The sequence below is a fragment of the Sphingomonas canaveralia genome, from assembly GCF_047238125.1.
Classification (GTDB): Bacteria; Pseudomonadota; Alphaproteobacteria; order Sphingomonadales; family Sphingomonadaceae; genus JBDFMH01.
This window is the reverse complement of the sequence record NZ_JBDFMH010000001.1, coordinates 3311525-3325898: the sequence shown is the minus strand read 5'-3', so window position 1 is coordinate 3325898 and position 14374 is coordinate 3311525. Positions and strand designations below refer to the sequence as shown.

The following is a 14374-nucleotide window of genomic DNA, read 5'->3' as shown; positions in this document are numbered from 1 at the left end:
AGGGTCAATCAGCGGGCACCGGCATCGTGGCGGAGCGTTCGTCCCAAGCGACGAGCGGACTGATATGGAAGGTTTGACGATGCCCGACCGTGAATCGATGGCCTATGATGTCGTGATCGTGGGGGCCGGCCCGGCGGGCATGGCTGCGGCGATCCGGCTCAAACAACTGGCTGCCGACGCCGGATCGGAGATCGCGGTCTGCGTGCTCGAGAAGGGGTCGGAGGTCGGCGCCCACATCCTGTCCGGCGCGGTGATCGATCCGATCGCGATGGACGAGCTGTTCCCCGACTGGAAGGAGATGGGCACCCCGCTGACCGTGCCCGTCGTCGAAAATCACCACTGGGTGCTGACCGAGGGCAAGAAGTTCGATCTGCCGCATCTGATGATGCCGCCCTTCATGAACAACAAGGGCACCTACACCTGCTCGCTCGGCAATCTGTGCCGCTGGCTGGGCGGCCAGGCCGAGGCGCTGGGGGTCGAGATCTTCCCCGGCTTCGCCGCGGCCGAAATTCTCTATAACGAAGATGGCTCGGTGAAGGGCGTCGCCACTGGCGACATGGGCGTGGCGCGCGACGGCACCCACAAGCCGGATTACCAGCCCGGTATGGAGCTGCATGCGAAATACACCTTCTTCGCCGAAGGCGCGCGCGGCCATCTCACCAAGCAGCTGAAGAGCCAGTTCGATCTCGAGGTCAATTGCGAGCCGCAGGTCTACGGCATCGGCCTGAAGGAGCTATGGGATATCGATCCCGCCAAGCACGTCCCCGGTCGCGTGATCCACACCCAGGGCTGGCCGCTCAGCGATGCCTGGGGCGGCGGCTTCCTCTATCACCAGGAGAACAATCAGGTCGCGATCGGTTTCGTGGTCGCGCTGTCCTATTCGAACCCGCACCTCTCGCCGTTCGACGAGTTCCAGCGCTGGAAGCTCCATCCCGAGATCCGCGCGATCCTCGAAGGCGGCCGCCGCGTCTCCTATGGCGCGCGCGCGATCAACGAGGGCGGCTGGCAGTCGGTGCCGAAGCTCGTCTTCCCCGGCGGCGCGCTGATCGGCTGTTCGGCGGGCTTCGTGAACGTGCCGCGCATCAAGGGCAGCCATACCGCGATGAAATCGGGGATGCTGGCCGCCGAGGCCGCCTTCGGCGCTGTCACTGCCGAACGCAGCGGCGACGAGCTGTCGAGCTATCCGGAAACGCTGGAAGCCAGCTGGATCGCGACCGAGCTTAAGAAGGTCCGCAACGTCGAGCCCGCTGTTGCCAAGTTTGGCGGCACGGTCGGCACGATCGTCGCCGGTGCGGATATGTGGATGCGTCAGCTGGGCATCGGCCTGCCGATCACGATGAAGCATCACCGCGATAACGAGACGCTGTGGCGCAAGGATCTGGTGAAGAAGCCCGCCTACCCCAAGCCCGATGGCAAGCTGACTTTTGACCGGCTCTCGTCGGTGTTCCTGTCGAACACCAATCATGAGGAAGACCAGCCCGTCCACCTGACGCTGAAGGATGCGTCGGTGCCGATCGACGTCAATCTCGCGCTCTATGACGCGCCCGAGCAGCGCTATTGCCCGGCCGGCGTGTACGAGATTGTGGGCCAGGAAACCGGCGATCCCAAACTGCAGATCAACGCGCAGAACTGCGTCCACTGCAAGACCTGCGACATCAAGGATCCGACCCAGAACATCAACTGGGTCGTCCCCGAAGGCGGCGGCGGACCAAATTATCCGAACATGTGATCGGCACGAGCGCGGGCGGGCGCGGGCGGGGATCCGCTTCCCCCCGCCCGCTTTGGCGTTACCTTCGCAGCATGAGACTGATCCTAGCCGCCCTGCTGCTGTCGACCGCCGGCGCCGCGATCGCATCGACCCCGGCGCTCGACGATCGCACCGCGATCCAGCGCTATGTGCGTGCCCGCGCCGCCGATGCCGCCGGCCTGGTCGATGCCGCCGCTGCCGGCTATGGCGCCGCGCTGGCTGCCAGCCCGGGCGACGAGGTTCTGGCGATCCGCGCCTATCGCCAGGCCATGCTGGCGGGCGACCGCGCGCTGGCGGTGCGCGCCGCGCGGGTGCTGGATGCGCGCGACCTGCTTCCGCCCGATGGCCGGCTGCTGCTGCTGAGCGAGGCTGTCACCACCCGCGACTGGAAGCGCGCCAGCACCACGGTCGATCGGATCGCGCAGGATGACGTGTTCGCCTTCATGGTGCCGGTGCTGCGCGGCTGGATCGCTTACGGATCGAAATCGCGCGATCCGATCGCCGCGGTCGATGCCGGGCCCAGTGCGCTCGCCAGGGCCTATGCGGCCGAACATCGCGCGCTGATCCTGATTGCGCAGGGCAAGTGGGATGACGGGATCGCCGCGATCCGCGCCCAGGCCGGAAGCGCCGGCGGCCGATCCACCCGGCTCCGGTTGGCGGCGGCCGCGCGGCTGGCCGACAAGCGCCGGCGCGACGAAGCGCTGATGCTGATTGCGGGTGACGAGCCTGCGCTGGAAGCGGGCCGTGCACTGCTGACCGCCCGGCGCAGGCTGCCCGCCCCGGTCGATACTGCCGCTGCCGGCATTGCCGAACTTTTCACCCGCGTGGCGATCGATGTGAACCGCGAACGCGTGACTCCGCTCGCGCTGACGCTCGCCCGACTCGCCACCTTCCTCGCGCCCGAGAATGCCGAGACCTGGCTGGTGACGAGCGAGCTGCTGACCGCGGGCGACCATCATGATGCCGCGCTGGCGGCGATCGGCAATGTCGCCGCCGACGATCCGTTCGCCGGCTCGGCACGCGCCGCCCGGCTGCAGTTGCTGGTCAAGAAAGGCGAACAGAAGACCGCGCTTGCCGAGGCCGAGGCCCGCGCCGCCCAAAGCGGCGCGACCGTGGACGACTGGAGCCGCGTGGGCGATCTCCGCTCCGAACTGGGCGATCATCGCGCCGCCGCCCAGGCCTATGGCCGCGCGGTTGCTCTGGCGGAAGCCGATCCCGCGAAAAATGGCTTGTGGGCGACGCTGTTGCAGCAGGGCGGCGCACTCGAGCAGGCCGAGGACTGGGGCCCGGCCAAGGCTGCGCTGGAACGCGCCGCCAATCTGGCGCCCGACCAGGCGGTAGTGCTCAACTACCTCGGCTATGCGCAGCTTGAACGGCGCGAGAATCTGGCGGAAGCCGAGAAGCTGATCGAAAAGGCATCCGCGCTCAGCCCGGACGATGCCTCGATCACCGATTCGCTCGGTTGGGCCTATTTCATCCGCGGCGACGTGCCCAAGGCGATCGAGACGCTGGAACGCGCGGTCTCGCGCGAGCCGGGCGACACGACGATGAACGAGCATCTCGGCGACGCCTACTGGACCGCCGGCCGCCGCATCGACGCCCGTCACGCCTGGAACGCGGCGCTGGTCTATGCCGAAGCCAAGGATGCGGGCCGCATCCGCGCCAAGCTCGATACCGGGCTCACCAAGGCCACGGCCGCGCCCTGACCGCATCGATGCGCCTGACGGAAACGGCCTACGCCAAGATCAACCTTGCGCTGCACGTGCGTGCGCGGCGGGCCGATGGCTATCATGCGCTGGAGACGCTGTTCGCCTTCGCCGAGGATGGCGATCGGCTGGAGGCCGCCGCCGCCGCTGATCTCACGCTTTCCGTGACCGGCGAACATGGCGGCGCGATCGATAACGACAATCTGGTGCTGCGCGCGGCGCGAGACCTGCGGACCGCGTTCGCGATATCGGCTGGTGCGGCGATGGTGCTGGACAAGCGCCTGCCGGTGGCATCGGGCATCGGCGGCGGTTCGGCTGATGCCGCCGCGGCGCTGCGCGTGCTCTGTCGGCTCTGGCACCTCGATCCCGCCGATCCGCGCGTGGCGGCAATCGCGCGTGATCTGGGCGCGGACGTGCCCGCCTGCCTGGCATCGGTCAGCGCCTGGGGCAGCGGCCGCGGCGACGATCTGGAGCCTCGGCCAAACGGGTTCGAAGGCACCCCCCTGCTGCTCGTCAATCCGCGCATCCCGCTCGCGACCGGGCCGGTGTTCGCCGGCTGGGACGGGGTGGACTGTGGCCCGCTCGATCCGCAGCACCCCGCCGGCTGGCGCAACGATCTCGAAGCCCCCGCGCGCGCGCTCGTGCCGGAGATCGCCGAAATGCTCGCCCGGCTCGCCGCCCAATCCGGCGTCCGGCTGGTCCGGATGTCAGGATCGGGCGCGACCTGCTTCGCGCTGTTCGCGGACAACCCGACACGCGACTCCGCAGCCGCCGCCCTGCCGGCCGAATGGTGGCGCATGGCAACCCGCATCCGCTAACCCGTCGCGCCTGCGCAGGCAGGGGCGCATGGCTCTGTCGTTTGCCACGCGATCCCGCTGGTGGCTGACCTGTCGTCAGATCACCGGATCAACGGTTTCACCACACCAGACAGCGATGGGCCCCTGCCTGCGCAGGGGCGACGGACCATATCACACTTCCCCCACCGCCCTTTCCACCAGATCCAGCGGCATCGCGCCATTGCCGAGTACGGCGCCGTGGAACGCCTTCAGCGAGAAACGCTTGCCCTTGCGCCGCCGGGCGGCGGCCCGCAGTTCCAGCAGCCGCAGCTGGCCCAGCTTGTAGCCCAGCGCCTGCCCCGGCCAGGCCATGTAGCGCTCGATCTCCGCGGTAACCTCGCCCACCGGATTGCCTGTCTTCTCCGCCATGAACGCGATCGCGCGCGCCGGTTCCCAGCGCAGCGCGTGGATGCCGGTATCCACCACCAGCCGGCAGGCACGGAACAGCTCGGCCTGCAACCGGCCCAGATCGCCCGGCCGATCGCCGCGATAGGCGCCGCGCTCTGCCATCAGCCGCTCGGCATAGAGCGCCCAGCCTTCCTGATAGGCGTTGAAGCTGGCAAGGCGGAGCAGCAGCGGTGCCTCGCCAAGCGCGGTCGCGATCGCACCCTGCGTGTGATGGCCAGGCACGCCTTCATGATAGCTCAGCGTCGGCAGCCCCAGCTTCGGCACCGCGCTCATGTCGCGCAGGTTGATCCAGTAGATGCCCGGCCGCGATCCATCGAGGGACGGCCCGTCATAATAACCGCCGGGCGCGCCGGCCTGGCTGGCGGGCGGTACGCGGCGCACTTCGAGCGACGCCTCCGGCACCAGCCCAGCCGGCAGGAATTGCGGCTGCTGCGCCTCGGCCGCGCGCACCAGCCCGCGCAGATGGTCGAGCAGCGCGGCCCGCCCGGCGTCGCTGTCAGGCCAGATCTGGCCGGGGCGCTTCGCCAGCGCCTCCATCCGCGGGCCGACTCCGCCGCGGGTCAGCCCCTCCCGCCGCAGCAGCGCATCCATCTGCGCGCTGATCCGAGAGACTTCGTTCAGGCCGATGCGATGCACGTCCTGCGGGCTGCGCGGCGTATCGCCCAGGTTGCGCACGTTGATCGCGTAGAGCGCATCGCCATCCGGCTGCGCCCACAGCCCGGCTTCGGTCCGGCCGCGCGGCAGCATGTCGCGCAGCTGATCGCCGAGCCGGGCCAGCGCCGGTCGCGCGCGCCGATCGAGCGCGGTGATCGCCCGGCGCTCGGCCGCAGAGCGGATCCGGCTGTCGATGCCCGCTGCCGCCGTGCGCTCGCGCAGCGCCACGATCAGCGGATGATCCTCCGCCCGCCCCTCGCCAAATGCGGTGCAGACCGGGATCGCCTTCGCGATCGTCACGGCCGGTGGCCGGCAGCCGGCAGCCTCGTCGGCGCGCAGCTTTTCGATCACGCCGGCAAATCCCGTGTCGAACCCGTCCAGCTTCGCAATCCAGGCGTCGATCGCCGCCGGCGTCGCCAGCGATTGCTGCGCCACCATCGCGTTGGGCACGTCGATATGCGGCCCCGCCACCTGGCTCACCACATAGGGGATATGGCCGGAATACCAGAACGGGTTGGGCCGGCCGTAGCGGATCGCCGCCGATGCCGTGCCCTGCCCCACCACCGCGCGCGCCACGGTCAGATGCAGCGCACCGCGATCGTCGCCGACGCAGGCCAAGGCGGCCAAGTCCCGCTCCGCCGTCGCCAGCGCGGCCCGCCATGCAGCATCCCCCGCGGGTGAATGGTCGTCCATCGCCCGCGCATGCGCGCCGCCGTCCAGAGCGCCCGCGGTGCCGTTATAGACCGCGATCTCGCGGGCATGATCCAGCAGCCGGTTCGCGATTGCACCCATCGGCTGCGCGATCGCGCACGGCACCGGCTTGCGCGCGGGCGCCTGCGCCACGGCCTCCGCCGCGATCAGCGCCGCGCCCGCCCCTGCGACCGCCTCGCGCCGTGTGAACCCCGCCATCCCTGTCTCCCTGCCTTGCTCGACGTGGTGACATTGCCGCCGCTTGGGGGCAACAGGGCGACATGTTCCAGGTGACGAACGACCACGGCATCGCGCGAGTCGCGTTGAACCGGCCGGCGGCGCGCAATGCGATCCCCGCCGATGGCTGGGCTGCGCTGGCCGGCTGCATCACCGATGCCGCCATGCGTGATCCGTGCGTGTTGGTCGTCGAATCGGCGGTGGCGGGCAGTTTCTGTGCAGGCGCCGATCTCGATGATCTGGCGCGGCTGGCGGATGATCCGGCCGGCGGCACCGAATTGCGACTGGGCATGGCCGCCGCCTGCGATGCGATCGCGACGCTGCCCTGTCCCTCGATCGCGCTGGTCGACGGCGGCTGCTTCGGCGCGGGCGTGGCCCTGGCGATCGCGTGCGACCTGCGCGTCGCCGGGCCCGCCGCGCGCTTCGCGATCCCGCCCGCGCGGCTTGGCATCGTTTACCCCGCCGCCGATGTCGCGCGGCTGGTCGCGCTGGTCGGTCGCGCACAGGTGATCCGACTGCTCGCCACCGGCGCGACCATCGATGGGTCGGAAGCCGCCCGGATCGGCCTCGTCGAGATTCACGCCACGGACGCCGCTGCCGCCACCGCCGAGCTTGCCGAAGCGATTACCGCGAATGCGCCCCACAGCGTTACCGCGCTGCGCGCGATGGCATCGGGAGCGCTCACCGGCGCAGCCGCCGATCGCAGCTTCGACGAAGCCTTCGCCGCCCCAGCATTCGCCACCCGCATCGCCGCGATGCGCGGCTCGCGCCGCACGCGATGAGCGAGGCCTTCACCCTGATCCCCGGCGACGACGGCAGCGGCTTGCTGATCGTGGCGGATCACGCATCGGCGCATGTGCCGGTCGGCATCGATCTTGGCATCCCGCTCGCGCTGCTGGGTGAGCATGTCGCGATCGACATCGGCGTGGCAGGGCTCGCTGCGGCGCTCACCGAACAGCTCGGCTGCCCGGCAATTCTTGGGGGTGTCTCGCGGCTCGTGATCGATCTGAATCGCGAAGAGGATTCGCCGGGCCTGATCCCGGCTGCCAGCGACGGCCACCCGATCCCCGGCAACGCCGCGATCGACCGATCCGAACGTGATGCCCGCATCGATTGCTTCTGGCGGCCCTATCACGCCCGCATCTCCGCCCTGATGCAGGCGGCGCCCCCGCGCCTGCTGATCTCGCTGCACAGCTTCACGCCGCGGCTCGCGTCGCAGCCGGATGAGGCCCGTCCCTGGCAGATCGGCATCCTCTACAATCGCGACGAGCGCGCCGCCCGGATCGCGATTCCACTACTGCAGGCGGCCGACGTGGTGACCGGCGACAACCTGCCCTATTCGGGCAAGCTGCTGAACGCGACCATGAACCTGCACGGCGAGGCCAACGGCACCGCGTATCTCGGCATCGAGGTGCGCCAGGATCTGATCGGCACGCCGGCCGGCATCGCCGAATGGGCTGATCGGCTGGCCCCGATCATCGGCACGACTGCCGATGCGATCGCCGCCCGGGCTTGACCGCGACGCTGCCACCGTGTTCCTGCTAACGCTGTCATAAGGGCGAATGCCCCCCGCCATAGGAGAGCAAGTGGCTATCGCATCGTCACCGGATACGGCCCCCGCCGCACAGGTCAGCGGCAATGTCGCCGATCTGCGCTGGTTCGTATTCGCGCTGTTCTTCATCTTCGGCGGGCTCACCAGCCTGAACGATATCCTGATCCCGAAGCTGAAGCATCTGTTCGCGCTGAGCCATACCGAAGCGATGCTGGTGCAGACCGCCTTCTTCATCGCCTATTTCCTGTTCTCGATCCCCGCCGCAATGGTGGTGAAACGGTTCGGCTATCTGCGCTCGGCGTCGTTCGGGCTGCTGACGATGACGGCGGGCTGCCTGCTGTTCATTCCCGCTTCCGCGTCCGGCCTGTTCGTGACCTTCCTGGTCGCGCTGTTCGTGCTGGGTGCCGGCATTACGATGGTGCAGGTCGTCGCCAACCCGTTGATCTCGCTGCTGGGCCCGCCCGCCACCGCGCATAGCCGGCTCACCTTTGCTCAGGCGTTCAATTCGCTCGGCACCACCATCTTCCCGTTCGTCGGCGCCCGCCTGATCCTGGGCTCGCTGGCCGATGTCGACGAAGCCAGTCTCGATCCGGCCCGCCTGATCGCCTATCGCGCGCAGGAATCGCAGGTCATTACGAATACCTATATCGGTCTGGCGATCGCGCTCGCGCTGGTCGCCGCGGTCGTCTGGACGCGCCGCCACAAGCTGACCGAGGCGAAGACCGCCGCGGTGGGCCTGTTCAGCGGGCTCGATCTGCTGCGCCGCCCGCGCTTCGCGTTCGGGGTCGCCTGTATCTTCCTCTATGTCGGGGCCGAGGTCGCGATCGGCAGCCTGCTCGTCTCCTGGCTCACCCAGCCCAGCACGATGGGGCTCAGCGATCTGCGCGCGGGCGAACTCGTCACCTTCTATTGGGGCGGCGCGATGGTCGGCCGTTTCATCGGCTCCTGGGCGTTGCAGCGCTTCTCGCCAGGGTTGATCCTGGCCGCGGTCACCGCCGGCGCGATCCTGCTGCTGGCGCTCGCCGCCACCGCCACCGGTCCTGTCGCCGGGGTCGCCATCCTGTCGATCGGTCTGATGAACTCGATCATGTTCCCCACCATCTTCTCGCTGGGCTGCGAAGGCCTGGGCCCACGCGCGGCGGACGGATCGGGGCTGATGTCCACCGCCATCGTCGGCGGCGCGATCGTGCCGCTGCTGACCGGCGTGACGATCGACGCGGTCGGCCTGCGCACCGCGCTCATCGTGCCGGCCTTGTGCTACGCCATCATCTGCGCCTTCGGCCTCTACGCGCGACGGCCGGCGGCGGAGGTGGCATGATCCGGGCTCCAGTCGAGCGGTAGTGGATCGCCGGCGACGATTGCCGTCAGTCCCGCCATGATTCGCGCCGTGGCCCGGCCATCGCCAAACGGGTTCCCCCGCGCCGTCATCGCAGCACGCGCAGCCGGGTCGCCCAATAAGCGTTCGGCCTCGCCGACGATCCTCGCTGTGCTGGTGCCGACCAGGATCGCCGTACCCGCGTCGGTCGCTTCGGGTCGCTCGGTCGTTTCGCGGGCGACAAGCACGGGCACCTTGAGCGTCGGGGCTTCCTCCTGAATCCCGCCACTGTCCGTCACGATGAGCGTCGCTTGCCGCATGACCGCAACGAAAGCGGGATAGTCGAGGGGTTCGATCAGCGATACGCGCGGATGGTTGCCAAGGACGTCTGCGATCGCGGCCATTACGGCCGGGTTTGGATGAACGGGCAAAATCACTCGAACGGCGTGGCGATCGGCCAGCAGGGCCAGGGCAGTCGCGATCGCCCGATGCCCCTCCCCAAGTGACTCGCGGCGGTGCAAGGTAGCGAGAATGATCGGCTCGCCGCCCATAATCGGCGGCGTGACGATCTCACCTCGATCGATACGCCCACAGATCCCGACAAGAGCGTCTATCCCGGTATTGCCGGTGACCAGGATATGCGCGGGACTGACTCCCTCCCGCTCGAGCGCCACCCGTGCAGCCGCGGTCGGGGCGAAATGCCAATCGGCACCGATAGCGACTTGGCGCCGAAAATATTCCTCGGGGAACGGGTTCCGCCGGTTGCCGGTTCGCAGGCCGGCTTCGACATGGCCAACGGAGACTTTCGCCAGGAAAGCTGCCTGCGCGGCAGCCGCACAGGTTGCGGTATCGCCCTGCACGATCAACAGATCGGGCTCTATCCGGTTCAGGGTTTCGGACGCCGACCGCAATAGCTCGGCATACAAGGCCGGTGGGTCGAGCCCATGTGGAAGCGTCGTCGTCGAATTGGCCGGAAGCCCGAAGACGTCGAGCATGGCCGGGGCCATTTCCCGGTGTTGCCCCGACACCCACAGGTGAACGTCGAAGCCGTTGCGAGCGCTGCGCAGGGCGGAAACAAGCGGCGCCAGCTTGATGGCCTCAGGCCGAGTGCCCACCGCGACCATCACTCGCGTCGGCCTGTTCGACTCTGACCCTGCTTGCCAAGTCTTCATGTCATTGCAATGCGCCGCTGCTGCGCTGCGGAACCGTCACGGGGACAGCGCATTGCATGTCGTTGGCGATTGTAAGGAACGGTTCAGGCGCATCTATGGTGTTGAGGCGTATCTTAAAGCGCGCGCCGGAGCCAGCGAGCTGGACGATCCCGGACGGGCAGCGCGTCTACGCTGTCGGCGACATTCATGGCCGCGCGGATCTGCTCGGCAGCCTGATCGAACAGATCGAGGCCGACGATCGCCATCGCGGGCCAGCGCTGACCACGATCATCTTCCTAGGCGATCTGATTGACCGCGGCGCGGATTCACGCGGCGTCGTCGAACGGCTGATGGCTCTGAAAGCCGAACGGCCGCGCGTCCGCATCCTGCTTGGGAACCACGAGGAGGTCATGCTCAAGGCGCTTGCGGGGGATCGCCAGGCGCTGCGGATGTTGATCCGGATCGGCGGGCGATCGACACTGATCAGCTACGGCATCGGCGAAGGCGAAATCGATGCTGGGAGTTTCGACGATCTTGGCCAGCGTCTCGAGGCTGCAGTCCCCGACACGCATGTCAAATTCCTTTCGGGGTTCGAGGATCACGTCAGGATCGGCGACTATCTCTTCGTCCATGCCGGGATACGGCCCGGGGTTGCTATCGAACGGCAGCGCACTTCGGATCTGCGCTGGATCCGCGGCGACTTCCTCGATCATGACGGTAAGCACGGGCTGGTCGTCGTCCATGGCCACAGCGTCACGGAAGCGGTTGACGAACGTCACAACCGTATCGGCATCGATACCGGTGCCTTCGCCAGCGGCCGACTGACCGCGCTGGGGATCGAGGGCGCTAGCCGCTGGTACCTGTCGACGTGACGCGGCTGGCAATCGCATCGGCGTAGATGCGTTCCAGCATGGCCAGGTTCGAGGCCGGCATATAGCTGGCCTCATAAGTGCTGCGGGCGCCTTGCGAGAGACGCCGCGAAAGATCCGGATCGCCCAGTACCATACACACTTTCCGCGCGAGATCAGCCGTATCACCGGGATTGAACTGGCGGCCGCAGCATTCCCCGACGATCTCGATCAGCGATCCGATGCGCGAAGCAATGATCGGAAGGCCGGCTGCCAAGGCTTCCACCACAATCATCGGAAAGCCCTCGTACCAGATCGACGGCACGACGAGGCAGGCCGCACGCGCCATTTCGTCACGGACGATGTCTGGCGGCTGATGCCCGAGGAAGCGGACATTGGCAGGGGCGTCACGCTCTAGGCTGGCCCGTTCCGGACCATCGCCCACGATCGTCAACGGTTTCCCCGGTACGTCCCGCCACGCCGCGATCAGGTCCGCAGCCCCTTTTTCGACCGCCAGACGACCGACGAACAAGGCACCGGTTCGCGGCCCCGACGGTGCTTGCCCAGATAGCAGGAAATTGGGCTTCACGGCGATCTTGCCAGCCGGCAATCCACCGGCGATCGCCTTATCCTTCGCGAATTGAGTGAGCGCGATGAACCGGTCGACATCCCGGTGCCATACGCCCCGTGCGAAGCTCACCCGCTGCATCGCAACCACAGCCGCGGATCCAGGGAGCGAGCCACGGTAACATCGATGGCGGATCGCCGGCCAGCCTGTCCTGCCGAGACAGTCTTCGCACACCCTCTTGTCGCGCAGGAACAGGGCATTCGCACAGAACAGCCGATAATTGTGTAGGGTCTGCACAACCGCTGCTCCGGCTCCACGCGCCCCGCCATGGATTGCCGGGGTGAGCCTGGGAAAGAAATTGTGGACGTGCACGATGTCGGCACGGGTCGAGATGACTTCGCGCGCGATCCAGTCTGCCCGGGCGTGGTTTCCCGCCACTTTTGCCACCGCCGCGATCTTGGCAGCGGACCCCACGATCGCGTCGTTGTCGACCAGACGCACCGCCACCTCATGACCCGCGGCGGAGAGCAGCGCCGCTTCAGCCTCCACGACGGCGTCCTCACCACCGCGTTGCTGGTAACGGTTGTGAACGATCAGGACTCGGCCGCGGCTTCCGTCAGGCGGAAACATCGTCGGATGCGCGGTAATAGGCGGACAAAAGAAAGAACAACATAAGGCTTACAAATGATACGAGAAAGATGTTCTCGATCGACATCACGGCTGCGATGTAGAGCAGGACCGCAGTTGCTCCGAGCGATGCTTTGGCGCATCGAAAAAGGGCGACGAATATAAGTGTCGTGCCGATGATCCCCATATCGTAGAGAAACGATAGATACTCGTTATGCGTCAGGAGAAGACCGGCATTCAGCGATCGCGCTGATCCGATGAGGCTTTCGACCGATCCGGATCCATGGCCAAATAACTGCTCGCGTATTGCGCTTCTGGAAAAGTCGTGGATTACATATTCATAGATTGGAACACGGCCTACGCTGATATATTCGGCATCATAACCCCGAAAATATTCACTTGCTATATAGCCGAATATTTCCGGCAAAAACAGTGATGCGGCCATCAGGCCGACGGCAGTAGCGATCAGAACTTGGCGAAACGCGGCGTGCCGGACCCGGTAGCTCAGCCACAATGTCAACATGCCAAGGGATGTAACCCCGAGCACGCCGACGATTGCATTACGCTTGAAGAAGATGATGCAGCAGACATAGGCCAGACCAGCCAGGCCATAGCTTCGCGCAACCAGCAGCCAGACCGCCAGGCCGCCGAAGGCCACGCTGAGAATGGACTCCGTGGCCGAATCCGTAGCCGAACTGAGCTCGACCAGATCGCTGCTTTGCGTCGTGAGATAGAGCGCGACCAGGAACATCATCACCAGAAAGATCGCCATCCCCCAGCGCGTCACATAATAGCGCAGCATCGCCGGCGCAGCGCAGGTGAGCGGTAGCGCGATCTTGCGGAACGCATAATAGTCAGTCGTCTGCGCGAGCAGGCTGACCGACAGTTCAACGGCTGCGAACACCAGCACAAACTGGATCATGTAGGCATTGGTCGCCACGCGACGCCCCTGCCAACCTACCTTGTAGAGTGCCGTCAGTCCGACCCACGCTGGTACGATGGCAGGCGCCAACACCCGCGCGCCATAGTCGATGAAGACGAAATAGACCGACACGCTGAGCAGGTACGGGATGTAGAACATCCATTCGTTCAGCAGCACCGGTGTCGCCCGCGTGCGCCGGATCGGCTGGGCAATCGCCGCCGCAGTCACGCTATGTCCCCTGACGGTTTGGATGTGGCCAGCCGCCAGACGAAGCGCGGCGCCAACACCAGATAGCGTCGCCAGAGCCGGCGCGGCTCGGAGACGAGCCGGTGGAGCCATTCCAGCCCAGATCGCTGCATCCAGCGTGGCGCACGCGACACGGCTCCGGTGTGAAAATCGAACGCCGCACCTACCCCGATCAGCGTTGCACCAGGAATGCGGTCGACATGGTCCCGCATCCAATATTCCTGCTTGGGCGTACTCAGCCCGATCCAGACGATGTCGGGCTTGGCATCAATGATCTGCTGGGTGGCAGCCCCATCCTCTTCCATCGATAGCGTACGGAACGGCGGAGTACTCGTGCCGGCAACAACCAACCCCGGATGGCGATCGGCCAGCGCGGCCGCCATAGCCTCCGCCACACCGGGCTTTCCCCCGAAGAAATAATGGCGCAGTCCGGTCGCAATTCCTCCTGCGCACAACGCGTCCACGAAATCCGGACCGCATGTTCGTGCAACGTGGCTGTGGCCGCGCCACCGCGCGAGCCCGACCAGCGGCATACCATCGGGCAGCACCATGCCGGCCTGCCGGTGGATGTCCATCAGGCCATCATCATCCTGGGCCAGCATCACGCCGTGAACGTCACGGACGCAGATGAATTGCGCGCTGCCCCGGACGGCCCACCCGAGGACCGTCTCCACGGCCAGCACCGGATTCACGAGCGAGACCGGCACGCCGAGCACCGATGTCGTCGGCGGATTGGCCTGAAACCCTGGGCCCCAGCGTGGCCGGGCGGGAGAGGCAGGAACGGATGTCATGAGCGCAGGCTCTTTAAAGCTTTTGGCAACGATGTCCTCTCAAAAGAGTTGTTCGCGCGATAGCGAGATTGCCTGA

Annotated in this window: 12 protein-coding genes; 7 read left to right on the top strand and 5 right to left on the bottom strand. The window is 66.8% G+C overall.

All coding sequences use genetic code 11. The annotated features are described in order from the left end of the window. The first annotated feature begins 79 nt into the window (after positions 1–79). The 3 genes from ABC347_RS16565 to ABC347_RS16555 all read left to right on the top strand — a co-directional run bounded on the left by ABC347_RS16565 (position 80) and on the right by ABC347_RS16555 (position 4271). On the top strand, positions 80–1729 hold the full coding sequence (locus ABC347_RS16565; protein WP_413246813.1) for an electron transfer flavoprotein-ubiquinone oxidoreductase: 1650 nt from the start codon (positions 80–82) through the stop codon (positions 1727–1729). A 71-nt stretch (positions 1730–1800) separates the two neighbouring features. Continuing rightward, on the top strand, positions 1801–3453 hold the full coding sequence (locus tag ABC347_RS16560; RefSeq protein WP_413246812.1) for a tetratricopeptide repeat protein: 1653 nt from the start codon (positions 1801–1803) through the stop codon (positions 3451–3453). Between the two features lie 8 nt (positions 3454–3461). Then, positions 3462–4271: a 4-(cytidine 5'-diphospho)-2-C-methyl-D-erythritol kinase gene (locus ABC347_RS16555; protein WP_413246811.1), complete on the top strand. Its 810-nt coding sequence runs from the start codon at positions 3462–3464 to the stop codon at positions 4269–4271. Positions 4272–4421: 150 nt separating this feature from the next. Here the strand turns inward: ABC347_RS16555 and ABC347_RS16550 are convergent, their stop codons facing one another. Next, entirely contained in the window at positions 4422–6260 is a 1839-nt protein-coding gene (locus ABC347_RS16550) for a DUF885 domain-containing protein (protein ID WP_413246810.1), read from the bottom strand. A 71-nt stretch (positions 6261–6331) separates the two neighbouring features. On the opposite strand from ABC347_RS16550, the gene ABC347_RS16545 reads away from it, so the two are divergent. Genes ABC347_RS16545 through ABC347_RS16535 form a run of 3 tightly spaced genes read left to right on the top strand, consistent with a single transcriptional unit; the run spans position 6332 to position 9148 of the window. Further along, the gene (locus ABC347_RS16545) at positions 6332–7060 is read left to right on the top strand and encodes an enoyl-CoA hydratase/isomerase family protein (protein WP_413246809.1); all 729 of its coding nucleotides are present in this window, start codon (positions 6332–6334) and stop codon (positions 7058–7060) included. After that, a complete protein-coding gene (locus tag ABC347_RS16540; protein WP_413246808.1) occupies positions 7057–7794 on the top strand; it encodes an N-formylglutamate amidohydrolase in 738 nt (245 codons plus the stop codon). The genes ABC347_RS16545 and ABC347_RS16540 overlap by 4 nt, the downstream gene beginning before the upstream one ends. A 46-nt stretch (positions 7795–7840) precedes the next feature. Next, entirely contained in the window at positions 7841–9148 is a 1308-nt protein-coding gene (locus ABC347_RS16535; protein WP_413246807.1) for a sugar MFS transporter, read from the top strand. Here ABC347_RS16535 and wecB read toward each other — a convergent pair. Then, a complete protein-coding gene (gene wecB, locus ABC347_RS16530; RefSeq protein ID WP_413247087.1) occupies positions 9115–10269 on the bottom strand; it encodes a non-hydrolyzing UDP-N-acetylglucosamine 2-epimerase in 1155 nt (384 codons plus the stop codon). The two genes, ABC347_RS16535 and wecB, sit on opposite strands and share 34 nt — an antisense overlap. A 143-nt stretch (positions 10270–10412) precedes the next feature. On the opposite strand from wecB, the gene ABC347_RS16525 reads away from it, so the two are divergent. After that, positions 10413–11168, top strand: a complete 756-nt coding sequence (locus tag ABC347_RS16525; RefSeq protein WP_413246806.1) for a metallophosphoesterase family protein — start codon at positions 10413–10415, stop codon at positions 11166–11168. Here the strand turns inward: ABC347_RS16525 and ABC347_RS16520 are convergent. From ABC347_RS16520 to ABC347_RS16510, 3 genes are read right to left on the bottom strand one after another with little or no spacing between them, the layout of a single operon-like run. Then, a complete protein-coding gene (locus tag ABC347_RS16520; RefSeq protein ID WP_488199649.1) occupies positions 11143–12342 on the bottom strand; it encodes a glycosyltransferase family 4 protein in 1200 nt (399 codons plus the stop codon). The two genes, ABC347_RS16525 and ABC347_RS16520, sit on opposite strands and share 26 nt — an antisense overlap. Then, positions 12329–13489, bottom strand: a complete 1161-nt coding sequence (locus ABC347_RS16515) for a hypothetical protein (protein ID WP_413246804.1) — start codon at positions 13487–13489, stop codon at positions 12329–12331. The genes ABC347_RS16520 and ABC347_RS16515 overlap by 14 nt, the downstream gene beginning before the upstream one ends. Continuing rightward, positions 13486–14214, bottom strand: coding sequence for a WecB/TagA/CpsF family glycosyltransferase (locus tag ABC347_RS16510; RefSeq protein ID WP_413246803.1), 729 nt, complete (start codon positions 14212–14214; stop codon positions 13486–13488). Before ABC347_RS16510 ends, ABC347_RS16515 begins: the two co-directional genes overlap by 4 nt. Positions 14215–14374: the final 160 nt, after the last annotated feature.

Excerpts from the sequence above, each read along its gene's own strand:
- wecB (WP_413247087.1), bottom strand. The coding sequence starts at position 10,269 with ATGGTCGCGGTGGGCACTCGGCCTGAGGCCATCAAGCTGGCGCCGCTT.
- ABC347_RS16525 (WP_413246806.1), top strand. The coding sequence starts at position 10,413 with ATGGTGTTGAGGCGTATCTTAAAGCGCGCGCCGGAGCCAGCGAGCTGG.
- ABC347_RS16565 (WP_413246813.1), top strand. The coding sequence starts at position 80 with ATGCCCGACCGTGAATCGATGGCCTATGATGTCGTGATCGTGGGGGCC.
- ABC347_RS16520 (WP_488199649.1), bottom strand. The coding sequence starts at position 12,342 with ATGTTTCCGCCTGACGGAAGCCGCGGCCGAGTCCTGATCGTTCACAAC.
- ABC347_RS16535 (WP_413246807.1), top strand. The coding sequence starts at position 7,841 with ATGCCCCCCGCCATAGGAGAGCAAGTGGCTATCGCATCGTCACCGGAT.
- ABC347_RS16550 (WP_413246810.1), bottom strand. The coding sequence starts at position 6,260 with ATGGCGGGGTTCACACGGCGCGAGGCGGTCGCAGGGGCGGGCGCGGCG.
- ABC347_RS16555 (WP_413246811.1), top strand. The coding sequence starts at position 3,462 with ATGCGCCTGACGGAAACGGCCTACGCCAAGATCAACCTTGCGCTGCAC.
- ABC347_RS16560 (WP_413246812.1), top strand. The coding sequence starts at position 1,801 with ATGAGACTGATCCTAGCCGCCCTGCTGCTGTCGACCGCCGGCGCCGCG.
- ABC347_RS16540 (WP_413246808.1), top strand. The coding sequence starts at position 7,057 with ATGAGCGAGGCCTTCACCCTGATCCCCGGCGACGACGGCAGCGGCTTG.